The sequence below is a fragment of the Aeromicrobium fastidiosum genome (genome assembly GCF_017876595.1).
Classification (GTDB): domain Bacteria; phylum Actinomycetota; class Actinomycetes; order Propionibacteriales; family Nocardioidaceae; genus Aeromicrobium; species Aeromicrobium fastidiosum.
Genome location: NZ_JAGIOG010000001.1, coordinates 1,738,861 through 1,752,333 on the forward strand (window position 1 = coordinate 1,738,861; position 13,473 = coordinate 1,752,333).

Annotated in this window: 11 protein-coding genes; 9 read left to right on the plus strand and 2 right to left on the minus strand. The window is 72.1% G+C overall.

Annotated features, from left to right (window positions below; all coding sequences use genetic code 11):
* Window position 1 precedes the first annotated feature (1 nt).
* The gene (locus tag JOF40_RS08650; RefSeq protein WP_129185497.1) at window positions 2-886 is read right to left on the minus strand and encodes a 1,4-dihydroxy-2-naphthoate polyprenyltransferase; all 885 of its coding nucleotides are present in this window, start codon (window positions 884-886) and stop codon (window positions 2-4) included.
* Between the two features lie 75 nt (window positions 887-961).
* Here JOF40_RS08650 and JOF40_RS08655 point away from each other — a divergent pair, with 75 nt between their 5' ends.
* Both JOF40_RS08655 and JOF40_RS08660 read left to right on the plus strand, forming a co-directional pair.
* On the plus strand, window positions 962-1,522 hold the full coding sequence (locus JOF40_RS08655) for a hypothetical protein (RefSeq protein WP_209674469.1): 561 nt from the start codon (window positions 962-964) through the stop codon (window positions 1,520-1,522).
* A gap of 4 nt (window positions 1,523-1,526) precedes the next feature.
* Complete coding sequence (locus JOF40_RS08660) at window positions 1,527-2,558, plus strand: AMP-binding protein (protein WP_246152914.1); 1,032 nt, start codon at window positions 1,527-1,529, stop codon at window positions 2,556-2,558.
* A gap of 94 nt (window positions 2,559-2,652) precedes the next feature.
* Here the strand turns inward: JOF40_RS08660 and JOF40_RS08665 are convergent, their stop codons facing one another.
* On the minus strand, window positions 2,653-3,312 hold the full coding sequence (locus JOF40_RS08665) for an SDR family oxidoreductase (RefSeq protein WP_129185498.1): 660 nt from the start codon (window positions 3,310-3,312) through the stop codon (window positions 2,653-2,655).
* Between the two features lie 120 nt (window positions 3,313-3,432).
* Here JOF40_RS08665 and JOF40_RS08670 point away from each other — a divergent pair, with 120 nt between their 5' ends.
* The 7 genes from JOF40_RS08670 to JOF40_RS08700 all read left to right on the plus strand — a co-directional run bounded on the left by JOF40_RS08670 (window position 3,433) and on the right by JOF40_RS08700 (window position 13,458).
* Window positions 3,433-4,377: an o-succinylbenzoate synthase gene (locus JOF40_RS08670; RefSeq protein ID WP_129185499.1), complete on the plus strand. Its 945-nt coding sequence runs from the start codon at window positions 3,433-3,435 to the stop codon at window positions 4,375-4,377.
* The gene (gene menD / locus JOF40_RS08675; RefSeq protein ID WP_129185500.1) at window positions 4,374-5,930 is read left to right on the plus strand and encodes a 2-succinyl-5-enolpyruvyl-6-hydroxy-3-cyclohexene-1-carboxylate synthase; all 1,557 of its coding nucleotides are present in this window, start codon (window positions 4,374-4,376) and stop codon (window positions 5,928-5,930) included. The genes JOF40_RS08670 and menD overlap by 4 nt, the downstream gene beginning before the upstream one ends.
* Before the next feature lie 68 nt (window positions 5,931-5,998).
* Window positions 5,999-7,579 carry a GMC family oxidoreductase gene (locus JOF40_RS08680; RefSeq protein WP_129185501.1) on the plus strand — a complete coding sequence of 527 codons (1,581 nt, stop codon included), beginning with the start codon at window positions 5,999-6,001 and terminating at the stop codon, window positions 7,577-7,579.
* A gap of 63 nt (window positions 7,580-7,642) precedes the next feature.
* Window positions 7,643-9,160: an aldehyde dehydrogenase family protein gene (locus tag JOF40_RS08685; RefSeq protein ID WP_129185502.1), complete on the plus strand. Its 1,518-nt coding sequence runs from the start codon at window positions 7,643-7,645 to the stop codon at window positions 9,158-9,160.
* Window positions 9,161-9,312: 152 nt separating this feature from the next.
* Window positions 9,313-12,219 carry a helix-turn-helix transcriptional regulator gene (locus JOF40_RS08690; RefSeq protein WP_129185503.1) on the plus strand — a complete coding sequence of 969 codons (2,907 nt, stop codon included), beginning with the start codon at window positions 9,313-9,315 and terminating at the stop codon, window positions 12,217-12,219.
* 40 nt (window positions 12,220-12,259) lie between these two features.
* A complete protein-coding gene (locus JOF40_RS08695; protein WP_129185504.1) occupies window positions 12,260-13,024 on the plus strand; it encodes an SGNH/GDSL hydrolase family protein in 765 nt (254 codons plus the stop codon).
* Between the two features lie 5 nt (window positions 13,025-13,029).
* Window positions 13,030-13,458 (plus strand): hypothetical protein, encoded by a 429-nt coding sequence (locus JOF40_RS08700; protein ID WP_129185505.1) that lies wholly within the window; start codon window positions 13,030-13,032, stop codon window positions 13,456-13,458.
* The last annotated feature ends 15 nt before the right edge of the window (window positions 13,459-13,473 follow it).

Consider the following 13,473-nt stretch of genomic DNA (forward strand, 5'->3'; position numbering starts at 1 on the left):
GTCAGGCCCCGATCGCGAGGCCGATCGCGAGCCCCGCGGCGTAGACGAGCTCGGCCAGCCCCGTGTCGCGCAGCACCGGGATGAGTGCCATCCCGCCGGCACCCGATGCGACGACCTGGCGGGCGCGCACCGCGAACGGCACCATCGCCAGCCCCAGCAGCGCCCACGGGGTCGCGACGGACGCGGCGACGAGCGACAGCACCGCGATCAGCACGAGCAGGGTGAAGAAGTGGCGGGTGCGGGCGTCGCCGAGCACCACCGCGAGGGTCTTCTTGCCCGTGACGGAGTCGGTCGGGATGTCGCGCAGGTTGTTGGCGACGAGGATCGCGCACGCCAGCGCCCCGACCCCGATGGACGCCGCCACGGCGACCCGGGTGATCTCCTCGATCTGCACGTACGCCGTGCCGAGCACCGCGACGAGGCCGAAGAACACGAAGACGCTGACCTCGCCCAGCGCACGGTAGCCGTAGGGGGAGGGGCCGCCCGTGTACGTCCACGCGGCCCCGAGCGCGGCGACGCCGACGAGCAGCAGCCACCACGTCGTGGTGGCGGCGAGCGCGAGGCCGAACGCCGCGCCCAGGCCGAGGAACCCGAGGGCGGCGATCTTGACGGAGCGGGCGGGGACGAGGCCCGAACCCACGAGCCTCAGCGGTCCGACGCGGTCGTCGTCAGTGCCCTTGATGCCGTCGGAGTAGTCGTTGGCGTAGTTGACGCCGATCTGCAGGGCCAGCGAGACGCCGAGGGCGAGCAGCGCCTTCCACCACACGACGGAGTCCGCGTAGGCCGCGGCTCCCGTGCCGGCCAGCACGGGTGCCACCGCGGCGGGCAGCGTGCGCGGCCGGGATCCCGCGATCCAGAGCTGGGCGGGGGAGAGCGAGGTGGTCATGGGCCGCAAGTCTGCCACCTGATCGGCTGTCAAGTTCCGGTTGACGCCATTGGGTCGTCAAGCTAGCGTTGACGCATGAGCATCGACGACGCGGAGTTCTCCGACCTCATCGCCCGGGCCATCGCCCGACTCGACCCGTCGCTGGAACGGCGGCTCGACACCGAGCCCGAGGCGCACCTCGACCTGGTGATGCTGACCCGTCGCGCGCACGACGAGACCAATCGGCTGCTGCACGCCGCGGTGGCGTCCGCGCGCGCCGCCGGATCGAGCTGGGAGGCAGTCGGGTCGGCCCTCGGCATGAGCCGCCAGGCCGCCCAGCAGCGCTTCGGCCACAAGACCCCCGCCGTCCCCGGCACGACCGAGCACCGTCAGCTGGTGGGGCTCACGGCGTTCAGCGAGATGGAGCAGCTCGACCTGTGGGGACGTCACGGCTGGCACTCGATCGGCTACGGGCCGCTGTTCCACGACGTCGAGCGGTCGGAGACGCAGTGGGAGCACAAGCGCGCCGTGGTCGGCAGCCGCAGGGCCCGCGACCTCGAGGCCCAGGGCTGGGAGCGGATCGGCTCGATGTGGTTCCCGTGGGTCTACTTCAAGCGTCCCCTGCCACTGCCGGCCGTTCCGGGTGAGCCGGGCTGACGACGTGAGTGCGTCCCTGCGGCCCGTGGCCGGTCCCGCCCGTGAGGTGCTCGAGCTCGTTCGCGCCTGGGTCCGTGACGGCGGCGACCCGATCGTCGTGCGCACCTCGGGCAGCACCGGCGAGCCCAAGGACGTCGTGCTGTCGCACGCGGCCGTCACGTCCTCGGCGCGCGCCAGCCTCGACCGGCTGGGCGGACCGGGCGGGTGGCTGCTGGCGATGCCGGTGACGGGCGTGGGCGGCCTGCAGGTGCTGGTCAGGTCGGCGCTCGCCGGCGTCGATCCCGTCTTCGCCGACGACCACGCCTCGCTGGCCGATGCGGTCGCGGCGGTCCGCGGACCGCGGCGCTACGCCTCGCTCGTCCCCACCCAGGTGCACCGCCTGGTCGAGGCCGGTGAGGTGGACGCGCTGCGGTCGCTCGACGGGCTGCTGATCGGCGGCGCTGCCGTGTCGCCCGACCTGCTCGCGGCGCTCGACGAGGTGCGGGTCGTGCGCACCTACGGCATGAGCGAGACCAGTGGCGGATGCGTCTACGACGGGGTGCCGCTCGACGGAGTGCGGTTGCGCGTCGACGACGCCGGTCAGGTGCACGTCTCGGGGCCCGTGCTGTTCGACGGCTACGCCGATGCCGCTGCGACCGCCCGGGTGCTGAGCGACGGCTGGTTCGCCACAGCCGATCTCGGGACGATCGACGCATCCGGACGGCTCAGCATCACAGGCCGCCGCGACGACGTCGTCATCAGCGGCGGCGTCAACATCGCACTTCCGGCGGTGACCGAAGCGCTGCAACGGCTCGACGGCGTCCGCGACGCGATCGCTCTCGGCGTGCCCGATGTCGAGTGGGGGCAGCGGGTGGTGGCGTACGTCGTGCCAGCCGGGGATGTGTGCCTCGACGCGCTGCGGCTGGACGAGCTGCGCGACGGGGTCGAGGCCTGCGGGCTGCCCCGCACGTGGGCGCCTCGCGCGCTCGTCCTCGTCGACGAGCTGCCGTTGCTGCCCGGCGGCAAGGTCGACCGTCAGGCGCTACAGGGCCGCTGACCCCGCCGTCCGGGGTGGTGCGCTGGCGTCCACGATCGCGACGCGGGTGGACGCCGACGCACCGCCCACGGGACGGGGTCGGCGGCGCTGGACGCTAGCGCACCGCCGCGGCGATGGCGTCGGCGATCGGGGTGGACCCGCCGACGAGCTCCCACTGTTGGCGGTGCGTGGCCGGGTCGTCCAGCACCGCGGCGATGACCGCGGCGACGTCGGCGCGCGGGATCTGGCCCCGGTCGACCTTCTCGGCGATCGTCACCTGCCCCGTCGGGGCGTCGTCGGTCAGACCGCCGGGACGGATGATCGTCCAGTCGAGGTCGCTCGCGCGCAGGACGACATCGGCCTCGCGCTTGGCGTCGACGTAGGCCTTCCAGGAGTCCTCGACGTCGTCGGCCAGGGGCTCGTCGACGCTGATCGCCGAGATCTGCACGAAGCGGCGGACGCCCGCAGCCGTGGCCCCCGCGATCGACTTGAGCGAGCCGCCGAGGTCGACGGTCTTCTTGCGCTCGACATTGCCGTCTCCGCCACCGCCTGCGGCGAACACCACGGCGTCCGCGCCGGTGAAGGCCTGTGCGAAGTCGTCGTCGCCCGACGCCTCGATGTCGAGCAGGACGACCTCGGCCCCGAGCTCCTGCAGCTCGGCGGTGTGGTCGGGGTTGCGGACGAGGGCGACGGGCTGGTGGCCGCCGTCGACCAGGACGGGGATGAGGAGGCGGGCGATCTTGCCGTGGCCTCCGACGATGGCGATTCGGGTCATGCCGTCACCTCCTTCGAAGAAGGACGGTAAGTAGGTACCGGCATGACCTGTGTCTGTCGTTTCACTCGCTGGCGCTCGCTCATGCCTCCAACGTAGGTCGGTGCCGGTAAGTTGCCAGTCGTGCAGCCCCGTACCTTCTCGATCCCGATGCCGACGACGTTCCGCGGCATCACCCGGCGCGAGGGGATGCTTCTCGAGGGCCCTGCAGGCTGGGCGGAGTTCAGCCCCTTCCTCGACTACGACGCCCGCGAGAGCGCCCCGTGGCTGGCCGCGGCGATCGAGTCGGCCGAGCGCGAGTGGCCGACTCCGCTGCGCGACCGGGTGCCGGTCAACTGCACCGTTCCCGCGATCGGGCCCGAGCACGCGGCTGCGATCGTCCGCCGCAGTGGCTGCTCGACGGCCAAGGTCAAGGTCGCCGAGAAGGGCCAGACGCTCGCCGACGACATCGAGCGCGTCGAGGCGGTGCGCGACGCCATCGGGCCGCGCGGACACGTGCGGGTCGACGCCAACGGCGGGTGGACGGTCGACGGTGCGGTCAGTGCGATCGCCGCGCTCAACCTGGCCGCGCACGGTCTGGAGTACGTCGAGCAGCCGTGCGCGTCGGTCGAGGACCTCGCCGCCGTCCGCCGCCGTGTCGGCGTGCCGATCGCCGCCGACGAGTCGATCCGCCGAGCCGACGACCCGCTGCGCGTCGCCCGGCTCGGGGCCGCCGACATCGCGGTTCTCAAGGTCGCGCCACTGGGCGGGGTGCACGCGTGCCTGCGTATCGCCGAGCAGATCGGGCTCCCGGTCGTCGTCTCCAGCGCCGTCGACACGTCGATCGGGCTCGCCGCCGGGCTGGCCCTCGCCGCGGCGCTGCCCGAGCTGCCGTACGCCTGCGGACTGGCCACCACGTCGTTGCTCGACGGGGACGTCGTCGCGTCGCCGCTCGTCCCGGTCGACGGATCCCTGCCCGTCGGTCGGCAGTCGCTCGACCTCGCCGCCTACGACCTGGTCGCGGCCGACGGCGAGACGGACGCCCGCTGGCAGGCCCGTCTCTCAGCCGTCCGGGCGGTGCTGGCATGAGCGAGCAGACCTCGGTGGGAGTCGCCCGCCGTCTCGTGATGCAGCTCCTGGCCCACGAAGTCAACGACGCGGTGCTCGCGCCCGGATCGCGCTCGGGTCCCCTGGCCCTGGCCCTGGCCGCTGCCGACGACCAGGGGCTCATCCGTCTGCACGTGCGGGTGGACGAGCGCGAGGCCGGGTTCCTCGCGCTGGGTCTGGCCAAGGCCTCGCGGCGTCTCGTCCCGGCGGTGACCACCTCCGGCACCGCGGTGACCAACCTGCACCCGGCGATGCTCGAGGCGTCGCACGCAGGCGTCAGCGTCCTGGCCGTCACTGCCGACCGCCCCGGGCACCTGCGGGGCACCGGGGCCAACCAGACGACCGACCAGCGCCGCATCTTCCCGGGAGTCGACTTCATCGATCGGGTCAACGCGATCACCGGCCGTGTGCAGCACCTCAACCTCGAGCTCGACGAGCCGCTGATCGAGCCGGTCGAGTGGGAGTTCCCGACGAACTCATCGGTGGTGGGCTTCTCGGCACCGGGCGACTCGATCCGCCTCGACCTCGGCCCGCGCACCGTCGTGGTCGCGGGCGACGACGCCCGCCAACCCGCCCGCGTCGTGGCTCGCGACGCCCGCTGGCCCCTGCTGGCCGAGCCGTCCTCGGGTTCGCGCAACGGCGAGGCGCTCGTCGCCTACCGCCAGCTGCTGGCGCACTCGCCGCTGGCCGGCCAGGTCGAGCGGGTCGTCAGCTTCGGCCACGCCACGCTCACGCGTCCGGTGTCGCGGCTGCTGGCCCGCACCGACATCCCGATCGTGCACGTCGGCTCGCAGGCGACCTTCCCCGTCCCTGCCGGACCCAACGTGACGTTCACGGGCGGCGTCGAGGTCGAGGCTGCGGACGACGGTCAGTGGCTCGACGAATGGCTCGCCGCCGACGCGCTCGCGACCGCCGCGATCGACGGACTCACTGCTGGCACGCACTACGAGCTGGCCCGCGCGGTCAACGCCGCCGTGCCGCCGGGCGGCCTGCTGTTCGTCGGCTCGTCCAGCCCGATCCGCGACCTCGACCTCGTGGCCCGCCCGTACCCCGTGGGCGACAAGCGGCTGATCATCGCCAACCGCGGCCTGGCCGGCATCGACGGCGTGCTGTCGTCGGCGATCGGCGCGGCCCTCGGTCGTCCGTCGAGCCGGGCGATCGCCTACGTCGGCGACCTGACGTTCCTGCACGGCAGCAACGGCCTGCTGATCGGGCCGGGGGAGCCGCGACCCGACCTGACGATCGTGGTGGCCTCCGACGACGGCGGCAGCATCTTCACGACGCTCGAGCAGGGCGCTCCCGACTACGCGGCATCGTTCGAGCGGGTCTTCGCGACGCCGACGGGTGCTGACATCGGCGCGCTGTGCGCCGGCTACGGCGTCGCGCACCGGGTCGTCGAGGTGCCCGACGTCGCCGCGGCGCTCGCCGAGGACGTCACCGGCATCCGGGTGCTGGAGGTGCCGGTCGACCGGACAGGCCGTCGCGAGCTGGACGCCCGGATCGCGGCCTCGGTCGCTGCCGCGCTGGCTCGTTGACAGTGGTTGTGTCAGCGACATACTCGCAGTAGGTTTGTGGCCCACGTCACCTGCCGGAAGAAGGAACCATGGGCCAGGAGTCCTTCGACTACATCGTCATCGGATCGGGCAGTGCCGGCGGGGTGGTCGCGGCTCGGCTCTCCGAAGATCCGCAGGTGTCCGTCCTGATGCTCGAGGCAGGCCCGCAGGACGACGACGAGATGATCCACATGCCGCTGGGCTTCTCGACCCTGTTCAAGACCAAGTGGGACTGGAACTACGAGACGACCCACCAGAAGCACCTGGCCGGACGCCGTGCCTACTGGCCGCGCATGAAGGCCCTCGGCGGCTGCTCGTCGATGAACGCGATGATCTACATCCGCGGCAACCACGCCGACTACGACGAGTGGCGCGACGCCCACGGCGCCGAGGGGTGGGGCTACGACGACGTCCTGCCGTACTTCAAGAAGGCCGAGACCAACACCCGTCTGGGCAATCCGTTCCACGGCACCGACGGGCCCCTGCACGTCGAGGACCGCCGCTACGACCACGAGCTCAGCACCGCATTCGTCGAGGCCGGCGTCGCCGCAGGCCTCAAGCGCAACGACGACTTCAACGGTGCCGCGCAGGAGGGTGTCGGCCTCTACCAGGTCACGTGCAAGAAGGGACGGCGCTGGTCGGTCGCGGACGCCTACATCCGTCCGGCCGAGGACCGTCCCAACCTGACGATCCTCACCGAGGCCTTCGCGACCCGCATCATGCTCGAGGGCAACCGCGCCGTCGGCGTCGCCTACACGCGCGGCGGGGAGTCCTTCGTCGTGCGGGCCGACGCCGAGGTCGTCCTCAGCGGAGGGACGATCAACAGCCCGCAGCTCCTGATGCTGTCGGGCATCGGACCCGGCGCACATCTGCGCGAGATGGGTATCGACGTGGCCGTCGAGTCGTCCGGAGTGGGGCAGAACCTGCAGGACCACCCCGTCTCCGGCGTGCTCAGCTACACCAAGGACACCACCGACATCGCCGAGATGCTGGGCCTCGGCAACCTGGTCAAGTGGCGTGCCACGGGCAAGGGGCCGCTCGGCTCCAACGTCGCCGAGGTGGGGGCGTTCCTCGCCTCCCGCGACGACCTCGACCTGCCCGACATCCAGCTGCACGTGGCCCCCACGGGCTTCTACGACAACGGCGTGCACGAGCCGACGCGGCGGGCGCTCACGACGGCGGTCACGCTCGTCAACGTGCAGAGCAAGGGCCACATCAGGCTGCGGTCGGCCGACCCGACGTGGCACCCCGAGATCGAGCCCGGCTACTTCGACGACCGCGCCGACCTCGACGCGATGATCAGCGGGTACCGCCGGACGCTCGACATCCTGCGTGAGGGGCCGATCGCCCGCTACATCGACGAGCCGTGGATCCCCGCGACGGCCGAGCCGACCGACGACGACATCATCGAGACGATCGGTCGACACGGCCAGACGCTCTACCACCCCGTCGGCACCTGCGCGATGGGCACGATCGAGGGCAGCGTCGTCGACGCCGAGCTCAAGGTGCACGGCGTCGAGGGCCTCCGGGTCGCCGACGCGTCCGTCATGCCGCGGGTGCCTCGCGGCAACACCAACGCCCCCACCATCATGATCGGCGAGAAGTGCGCCGACCTCATCAAGGCCACCTAGGGCTGTGCCTCCCAGAAGCCAGTGCCATGCAGTTCCCAGTGCCCACCAACATCAGGAGACCCGATGACCGCCACGCTGGACCCGACCACCGCCACGGATGCACCGGTCGAGACGTTCGACTCGTTGAACCCGTCCAACGGCGACCTCGTCGGCACCTACCCGGTCGCGTCGAAGGCGGACGTCGATGCCGCCGTCGCGCGGGCGCGTGAGGCGGCCGGCTGGTGGGGGTCGCTGTCCTTCGCCGAGCGTGCCGAGCACCTGCTCACGTGGCGCAGCGTCATGACCCGCCGCATCGCCCAGCTCGCCGACCTCTCGCACCGCGAGACCGGCAAGCCGCACGGCGACGCACAGCTCGAGATCGTCCTCGCGATCGACCACGTCGCCTGGGCCGCCAAGAACGCCAAGAAGGTGCTCGGACCGCACAAGGTCAAGTCGGGCCTGCTGATGGCCAACCAGGCGTCGACCGTCGAGTACAAGCCGCTCGGCGTCGTCGGCGTCATCGGGCCGTGGAACTACCCGGTCTTCACGCCGATGGGCTCGATCGCCTATGCGCTGGCCGCCGGCAACACCGTCGTGTTCAAGCCCAGCGAGTACACCCCCGGCGTCGGCCAGTGGCTCGCCGACACGTTCGCCGAGGTCGTGCACGGCCGCCCCGTGCTGCAGGTCGTCACGGGTCTCGGTGCCACCGGCAACGCGCTGTGCACCGCCGACGTCGACAAGCTCGCGTTCACCGGATCGGGCGCGACGGGCAAGAAGGTCATGGCCGCGTGCGCCGACAACCTGACCCCCGTCATCATCGAGGCCGGCGGCAAGGACTCCCTGATCGTCGACGAGGACGCCGACCTGACCAAGGCCGCGGAGGCAGCGCTGTGGGGCGGCATGTCGAACGCGGGCCAGACCTGCATCGGCACCGAGCGCGTCTACGTCCACGAGAAGGTCTTCGACTCGTTCATGACCGAGATCCTCGACCAGGCCAAGGGGCTGCGGGCCGGAGCCGACGAAGGGGCCAAGATCGGGCCCATCACGATGCCGTCGCAGATCGACGTCATCCGCCGGCACATTGACGACGCCATCGCCCAGGGCGCGGACGTCGCGCTCGGCGGTGCGGACGCCGTCGGTGAGCGGTTCGTGCAGCCCACGATCCTCACGCACGTCCCCGAGAGCTCGACGGCCATCACGGAGGAGACCTTCGGCCCGACCCTCGCGATCAACCCCGTGCGCAGCATGGACGAGGCCATCGAGCTGACCAATGCGACGTCCTACGGCCTGGCCGGTGCGGTGTTCTCCAAGTCCAAGGGCATGGAGATCGCGCGGCAGATCAGGTCGGGCATGACCTCGGTCAACTCCGTCATCGCCTTCGCCGGCGTCCCGACGCTGCCGTTCGGCGGGGTCGGCCAGTCGGGCTTCGGCCGCATCCACGGCCCCGACGGCCTCAAGGAGTTCACCTACGCCAAGGCCATCACGCGGCAGAAGTTCAAGCCCGTCATGATGTTGACCTCGTTCGAGCGCACCGCCAAGGACGACGGACGCGTCGCCCAGCTCATGACGCTCCTGCACGGGGGCAAGCAGACGCTGAAGTAGGGCGCGGCCCTCGTTCCTCGGGCCTCCCGCTGCTCGTACCTCGCAGCGGCCGGGCTTCGCCCGGGCGCCTGCCTTCGCTCGCTGCGCTCGCTCGGCCTGTGCTGACGGCGAATGAAGGGGCAGTCGCCCCCGAAGCGTCCGAGGCTTCGGCCATGATGGACGGCATGGCCAACCACCGTGCTCCGTCGACGCCGCTGGTGGGTCGCGACCGCGAGCTGGGTCTGCTGCTCGCACTGGCAGGAGTCACCGCGCCCGACGCCCGCGACGTCGTGCTGCTCGGCGGCGATGCCGGCATCGGCAAGACCCGTCTGCTGCGCGAGCTCGGTGCCGCCGCCAGCGACGCGGGCCATCGGGTCATGGCCGGTCACTGCCTCGACCTCGGCGACAGCGCCCTGCCCTACCAGCCGTTCGCCGAGGCGTTCGCGGGTCTGTCCGACGACGATCGTGACGAGCTGGCGGCACGGTTCCCGGCCGTGGGCCCGCTCCTGCCGTGGCCGACGCCCGCCCCGGGACCCGGCGTCGAGCGGGCCGAGCTGTTCGCGTCCGTCGTCGCGGCCCTCGACTCGCTGGCCGACGCGGGTCCCGTCCTGCTGGTCATCGAGGACGCCCACTGGGCCGACGCCTCCACGCGCCACCTGATCCGGTACGTCCTGGCCCAGAGGTTCCGCGGCGCGGTGCACGTCGTGGTCAGCTACCGCGCCGACGACCTGCACCGTCGCCACCCGCTGCGCGAGGCGCTCGCCGAGTGGGTGCGGCTGCCGCGGGTGCGTCGCGTCGAGCTCGAGCCGCTCGCCGATGCCGATGTCGTCGACCTCGTGCGGGCACGGGCCACCGCCGAGCTGCCACCCGATGCGATGAGCGCCGTCGTGCGACGCTCCGGGGGCAACGCGTTCTTCGTCGAGGAGCTGCTCGACGCAGGCCTGGCCGACCACCGCTCGGCGCTGCCCGAGACCCTGGCCGACCTGCTGCTGGTGCGGCTCGAACGGCTCGACGACGCCACGCGGAGGCTCGTGCGGGCCGCCTCGGTCACCGACGGACGGGAAGGCTTCGGGGCGCTCGCCGCTGCTGCCGGCCTGACCGACGACCAGCTCGACGTCGCCCTCGGATCGGCCGTCGACCACAAGGTGTTGCGGCGCGCGGGCGACGACTACGCGTTCCGCAATGCCCTGCTGGGCGAGGCGCTGCGCGACGACCTGCTGCCGGGCGAGCGACGTCGCATCCATGTCGCGTTCCTCGAGGCGTTGACCGACGAGGCTCCGCCCGCGACGATCGCGCGGCACGCCCTGGCCGCCGGCCGACGCGAGACGGCCTTCACGGCCACGGTGCGGGCGGCCGAGGCGGCCGGCCGCGTCGCGGGCTACGACGAGGCGGCCCAGCACTACGAGAGAGCACTCGAGCTGATCGACGCCGCCCCGCCCGGCACCGACGAGATCGATCTCGTGATCGACGCGGCCGACGCGCTCGTGACGTCCGGCCAGCTGCTGCGGGCACTCGGCCTCCTGCGCGACCACCTCGCGGCCCTGGCGACCGACGTCCACCGCGACTGCCACGGTCGCCTGCTCGTCGCGATCGGCAACACGAGCTACTTCGCCAACCTCGACGCCGACGCCGAGGAGGCCAGCGTTCGGGCCATCGAGGTGGTGCCCGAGGGTGCGACGACCCTGCGCGGCGAGGTCGCGGCGCTGCGGGCGCGCGTGCTGTCCAACCGGAGGCACGACCGGGAAGCGGCCGAGTGGGGCGAGCAGGCCCTGCAGATCGGCGAGCAGCTGCGTGTCGACGCGATCGTCTTCGATGCCAAGGCCACCTTGACGCGCATCATGGCGCGCACCGGCGACGCGCCCGGCCAGTCGGTCACGGCGTTCCGTGAGCTCATCGACGCCTCTCGCGCATCTGGGCACGTGCTGGGCGAGCTGCGCGGACTCAACCAGCTGGCGTTCGTGCTGCTCAACGCCGGACAGCTCGACGCCGCCGACGAGGCCTTCACCGAGGGCATGCGTCGTGCCGCCGAGACGGGCTGGTCGTGGGGTCCGTACGGCTTCGACGGCCGCTTCTTCGGTGCGCTGATCGCCTACCTGCGTGGCCGGTGGGACGACGCCGTCGCCCTGTGCCACGTCGATGGAGGCGCTCCTGCGCAGTTCGAGTCCTACCTGGCGGCGATCTCGCTGCTCGTGGCGGCTGGCCGCGGCGAGACGAGTCAGGTCGAGCGGACCCTGCCCCACCGTGCGATGTGGCGACTCGACGAGGCCTCGGCCATCCACAGCACCTCGGCCTTGATCGAGCTCAGCGCCGCCGCTGGCGATCTCGCCGGGGCCCGACAGCACTACGACGACCTGGTCGAGCTGCACCGACGCGCATGGGACTCCCCGGAGTTCCCCGCGACGATCCGGCTGGTCGCGCTGCTGGTGGGCCGCTACGCCGATGCCGTGCAGGTCCTCGACCGCAGCGCGCGGCAGTCGCTCGTCGACCAGCTGCCGGGTCTGGCCGACGACGTCGACCGGGTGGTGGTCGCCACGCCGTCGCTCGGACCCGAGGCTCGGGCGTGGCAGCTGCGGGTCCGTGCCGAGATGGCCCGCCTGCGCTGGCTGGCGGGCCTCGAGGCCGGAGCAGGGACGGATGCGGCCGCGGCCGGCGAGCTGGTCGAGGCCTGGCGGGGCGTGCGCGCCGCCTTCGTCGAGCTCGGCGATCCCTACGAGTCCGCGAGATCGGCTGCTCGTCTGGCAGCAGTGCTCGCCACGTCCGGCGGCGACGCCGAGGCGTCCGCGCTGGTGGCTGAGGCACGGCAGGCTGCCGAGCGGCTCGGGGCACGTCCCCTGCTGGCTCAGCTCGACCTGCTCGTGCCGAGACCGGCGAGGTCCGACGTCGACCTGACGCCGCGCGAGCGCGAGGTGCTGCAGCAGGTCGCCCTCGGTCGCAGCAACGGCGAGATCGGCAGCAGGCTGTTCATCAGCACCAAGACCGTGTCGGTGCACGTCTCCAACATCCTCGCCAAGCTCGGTGCCGCCGGACGCACCGAGGCGGCCGCGATCGCACGTCGCAGGGGGCTGATCGACGAGGGCTGATCGACGAGTAGGGCTGCGTGCCGAGGGCTACGCTGTTCCGGTGACCTTCCACCGCTTCGTCGCGCTCGGCGACTCGTTCACCGAGGGCGTCGGCGACCCCGACGAGACACGTCCCAACGGGGTCCGCGGCTGGGCCGACCGGGTCGCCGAGGTCTTGGCCGGCGACGACTTCACGTACGCCAACCTCGCGATCCGCGGCCGCAAGCTGCTGCCGATCGTCGACGAGCAGATCGAGCCGGCCGTCGCGATGTCGCCCGACCTGGTCAGCATCTACGCGGGTGCCAACGACGTGCTGCGTCCGCGCATCGACGTCGACGTCCTCATCGAGGCCTACGACGCCGCGATCGGACGGCTGACGGGCGCCGGTGCGCTCGTCGTGATGTTCACGGCCTACGACCCCGGCGGATCGCCGGTGTTCGGGGCGCTGCGCGGACGGTTCGCGATCTACAACGAGCTGGTGCGCGAGGTCGCCGATCGCCACGGGGCGACCTTGGTCGACTTCTGGCGGCTGCGCGACTACCGCGACGATCGGTTGTGGGACGGCGACAAGATGCACATGTCAGCGGCCGGGCACCAGCGGATGGCGATCGCGGTGCTCGACGCGCTGGGCGTCGACCACGACCTCGCGCCCCTGCGGCTCGACGAGCGTCCCGTGCTGTCGGCGAGCGACCGACGAGCCGCCAATCTCGAGTGGGCGCGTTCCCACGCCGGCCCGTGGGTCAAGCGGCGGCTCACCGGCACCTCGTCGGGCGACGGCCTCGCCCCGCGGTGGCCGCAGCTCGCCCCCGTGGTGGCGGCAGGCTGACCAGCATGGTCCGTCTCCCGCGGCTCGGCCCGCGGCTCGCCGCCGCACCGACGGACCTCGACGACGACTCGATGGAGCGTCTCGCCGAGTTCACCCGCATGACCGGCGACGACAAGGTCGTCAGCACGAAGCGGCTGCTGTGGCTCGCGGTGGTGTTCGCGGGGCCGCTGAAGCTCAAGGACGACGAGGCCCCCAGGCCGTCCGGCGACGTGGTCGTGCTGAGCCCGCACGCCGTCGTGATGACGCCGCAGCAGCTCGTGGGCGTCGCCAAGGTCAACTACTACCTGACCGAGCTCGACGCCGGTCGGACGATCAAGCCGGCCAAGGTCTACGAGGTGCAGGACGGCAACGGGTGGTGGCACCTCGACGGCCTGCACCGGCTGCTGGCGGCGCGCATCCTCGGCCAGTCGCTCGAGGCCACGGTGTACCGGTAGGTCTGCGCGACGCGG

Bases quoted from the DNA above. Each gene is read 5' to 3' on its own strand.
- JOF40_RS08690 (WP_129185503.1), top strand. From the start codon at position 9,313: ATGATGGACGGCATGGCCAACCACCGTGCTCCGTCGACGCCGCTGGTG.
- JOF40_RS08680 (WP_129185501.1), top strand. From the start codon at position 5,999: ATGGGCCAGGAGTCCTTCGACTACATCGTCATCGGATCGGGCAGTGCC.
- JOF40_RS08700 (WP_129185505.1), top strand. From the start codon at position 13,030: ATGGTCCGTCTCCCGCGGCTCGGCCCGCGGCTCGCCGCCGCACCGACG.
- JOF40_RS08650 (WP_129185497.1), bottom strand. From the start codon at position 886: ATGACCACCTCGCTCTCCCCCGCCCAGCTCTGGATCGCGGGATCCCGG.
- JOF40_RS08665 (WP_129185498.1), bottom strand. From the start codon at position 3,312: ATGACCCGAATCGCCATCGTCGGAGGCCACGGCAAGATCGCCCGCCTC.
- menD (WP_129185500.1), top strand. From the start codon at position 4,374: ATGAGCGAGCAGACCTCGGTGGGAGTCGCCCGCCGTCTCGTGATGCAG.
- JOF40_RS08685 (WP_129185502.1), top strand. From the start codon at position 7,643: ATGACCGCCACGCTGGACCCGACCACCGCCACGGATGCACCGGTCGAG.
- JOF40_RS08655 (WP_209674469.1), top strand. From the start codon at position 962: ATGAGCATCGACGACGCGGAGTTCTCCGACCTCATCGCCCGGGCCATC.